The 2651-nt window shown below is 64.9% G+C and carries 3 protein-coding genes; all 3 read right to left on the bottom strand.

Going from position 1 to position 2651, the window contains the following annotated elements; translation table 11 throughout:
- Positions 1-518: ATP-binding cassette domain-containing protein (locus JHD07_RS22695; protein ID WP_291626062.1), on the bottom strand; the 518-nt coding region annotated here is incomplete at its 3' end.
- Positions 515-1543 (bottom strand): branched-chain amino acid ABC transporter permease, encoded by a 1029-nt coding sequence (locus tag JHD07_RS22690; protein WP_291626060.1) that lies wholly within the window; start codon positions 1541-1543, stop codon positions 515-517. The genes JHD07_RS22690 and JHD07_RS22695, both read right to left, overlap by 4 nt.
- A gap of 8 nt (positions 1544-1551) precedes the next feature.
- Positions 1552-2421 carry a branched-chain amino acid ABC transporter permease gene (locus tag JHD07_RS22685; RefSeq protein WP_291626058.1) on the bottom strand — a complete coding sequence of 290 codons (870 nt, stop codon included), beginning with the start codon at positions 2419-2421 and terminating at the stop codon, positions 1552-1554.
- Between the last annotated feature and the right edge of the window lie 230 nt (positions 2422-2651).

The following is a 2651-nucleotide window of genomic DNA, read 5'->3' as shown; positions in this document are numbered from 1 at the left end:
TCGTCGAGCAGCAGCACGCGCGGCTTGGCCGCGATCGCGACCGCGATCTCGAGCAGGCGCTGCTTGCCGTAAGGCAGCGTCACCGTCTGCTCGTTCATGACGTCGAGCAGGTGGAAGCGCGCGAGCAGTTCGGCGATCTCGCCGTTGACGTCGCTGCGCGTGCCCATGCGCCGCCACCAATCGCCGCCATGGCCGAGGCGTTCGGAGACGACAAGCCCGATGGTCTCGAGCGGGGTCAGGTCGGGATAGAGCTGGTTGATTTGGAAGGTGCGTGACAGGCCGCGCAGCACGCGCTTGTGCACGGGCAGATCGGTGATGTCCTGGCCTTCGAGCAGGATACGGCCGGAGTTCGGCTTGAGCACCCCGGTGAGCTGGTTGATGACGGTGGTCTTGCCGGCGCCGTTCGGGCCGATCAGCGCGTGGCGGGCGCCCTGCTCGACCTTGAGCGAGAGATCACGGGTGACGCGCAGCCCGCCGAACTGCTTTTCGAGGTTCTTCGTTTCGAGCGCGATGGTCATGAATCGCTCTCCGGCACGGCGACTACGGCCTTGCGCCCGGCCAGCTGCCTGATGACCAGGTTCGGCACATACAGCACCCAGCGGTGCAGGCGTTGCCGGCCGACCAGCACGATCACGACCAGCACGAGACCGATCCAGAACTGCCAGTATTGCGGCGTGATGGTGGAGAACAACTCCTGGAGCAGGCGGAAGATCACCGCACCGATCAGGCCGCCATAGAGATAGCCGGTGCCGCCGATGACGAGCACCAGCATCAAATCGGCGGAACGCTCGAAGGCGAACACGTCCAGCGAGGCGATAGCGGTGGTCTGGGTGAACAGCGCGCCGGCGATGCCGGCATAGAACGCCGCCAGCGTGTAGATCGCGATCAGGCGGCGGTTGACCGGGATGCCGATCGCGGCGGCGCGCAGCGGATTGTTCTTGATCGCGCGCAGCGACAGGCCGAACGGCGAGTGCACGACGCGGCGGGCGAACAGGAACAGCAGGAACAGAACGGCCAGCGAATAGAAGAACCCGGCCTTGCCGAACATGTCGAAGGGGATCTGGCCGAGGATCGGCTGCATCTCGATGCCCTGCAAGCCGTCGGTACCGCCGGTGATGTTGGAGAAGCGTTCAGCGAGCGCCTCCAGCAGCAGGGCAATGCCGAGCGTCACCATCAAGCGGGTCAGGTCGACGCCGCGGATGACCAGGAAGCTCGTGGCAAAGCCGAGCACCATCGCCACGAGACCTGCGACGACCAGCGCCAGCACGGGCTCGTTGACGATACCATGCAGCGCAAGAAGCCCCGCGGCATACGCACCCACGCCGAAGAAGGCGGCATGGCCGAGCGAGACGATGCCAGCATAGCCGAGGATGAGGTCGAGCGACATCGCGAACAGCGCCAGCCGCAGGATGTCGGTCATGATCAGATAGCGCGACGGGAACAGGAACCCGCAGGCCAGCACGATGAGCCAGAACGCGATCTCGCCCCAATGCCAGCGCGCCTGGCGCTGAGCGTGATAGCCGACGTCGGAGGAAGCGGTCATCGGCGAACTCAACGCGCAGCGGTGCGGCCGAACAGGCCGTTCGGGCGCCAGATCAGGATCACGATCATGATCGTGTAGATCACGAAGGGGCCCATCTTCGGCACGTAATATTTGCCGGCGACATCGCCGATGCCGAGCAGCAGGGAGGCGAGGAACGGGCCTGTTATCGACGACGAGCCGCCGACGGTGACCACGATCAGGAAGTAGATCATGAACTTCAGCGGAAAATACGGATCGAGCCCGAGGATCTCGGCGCTGAGCGCGCCGCCGAGGCCGGCAAGCCCGCAGCCGAAGGCAAAAGTAAAGGCGAACACCTGCGGAACGTTGATGCCGAGGCCGCTGGCAGCGCGGGGGTCGTCGACAGCGGCGCGCAGACGGCTACCGAAGCGCGTCTTGGCCAGCACCAGCTGAAGCGCGACGGTGAGCAGGCCGCAGATCACGATGATCATCAGGCGGTAGCGGCCGATGCCGACGCCGAACAGGTCGAACTGGCCCTGGAGCGCGGCCGGCAGATTGATGAAGACGCGCGAGGAGCCCTGGATGTAGTCCACCGCGGCAACCGACATGAAGGTGAGGCCGATCGTGAACAGCACCTGGTCGAGATGGCTGCGCGCATAGAGGTGGCGGTACAGCGTACGCTCGAGCGCGATGCCGATCGCCGCCGAGGAGACGAATGCGAGCGGCAATGCCGCGAAGAACGGCCAGCCCATCCGGTTGACCAGCACCATGCAGACATAGCCGCCCGCCATCGCGAAAGCACCGTGGGCGAGATTGACGAAGTTCATCAATCCGAGCGTGACCGCGAGCCCGCAGGCGAGCACGAACAGCAGCATGCCGTAGGCGACGCCATCGAACAGGTTGGTGAGGATTGCGGTCATCGAAGGTCGAAGATCATTTCAGATGTGGCCGAGGGTCGCGCTGCGCTCCCTCTCCCGCTTGCGGGAGAGGGGTGGGGAGAGGGTGTCTCCGCAAAGGGACAACCCCCTGGTGGAAAGAGCCCTCACCCGACGCTTCGCGTCGACCTCCCCCGCAAGCGGGAGAGGTAAAACTAGCACGTCACTTCTTGGTCTTGCCGAGATCCTTGACGGCTTCGAAAGTCGCGAACTCG

Source organism: Bradyrhizobium sp., from assembly GCF_016462955.1.
GTDB lineage: Bacteria > Pseudomonadota > Alphaproteobacteria > Rhizobiales > Xanthobacteraceae > Bradyrhizobium.
This window is presented reverse-complemented; position numbering and strand designations above follow the sequence as displayed.

Coding starts and splice junctions, on each gene's coding strand:
- JHD07_RS22685 (WP_291626058.1), bottom strand. CDS start 2,421: ATGACCGCAATCCTCACCAACCTGTTCGATGGCGTCGCCTACGGCATG.
- JHD07_RS22690 (WP_291626060.1), bottom strand. CDS start 1,543: ATGACCGCTTCCTCCGACGTCGGCTATCACGCTCAGCGCCAGGCGCGC.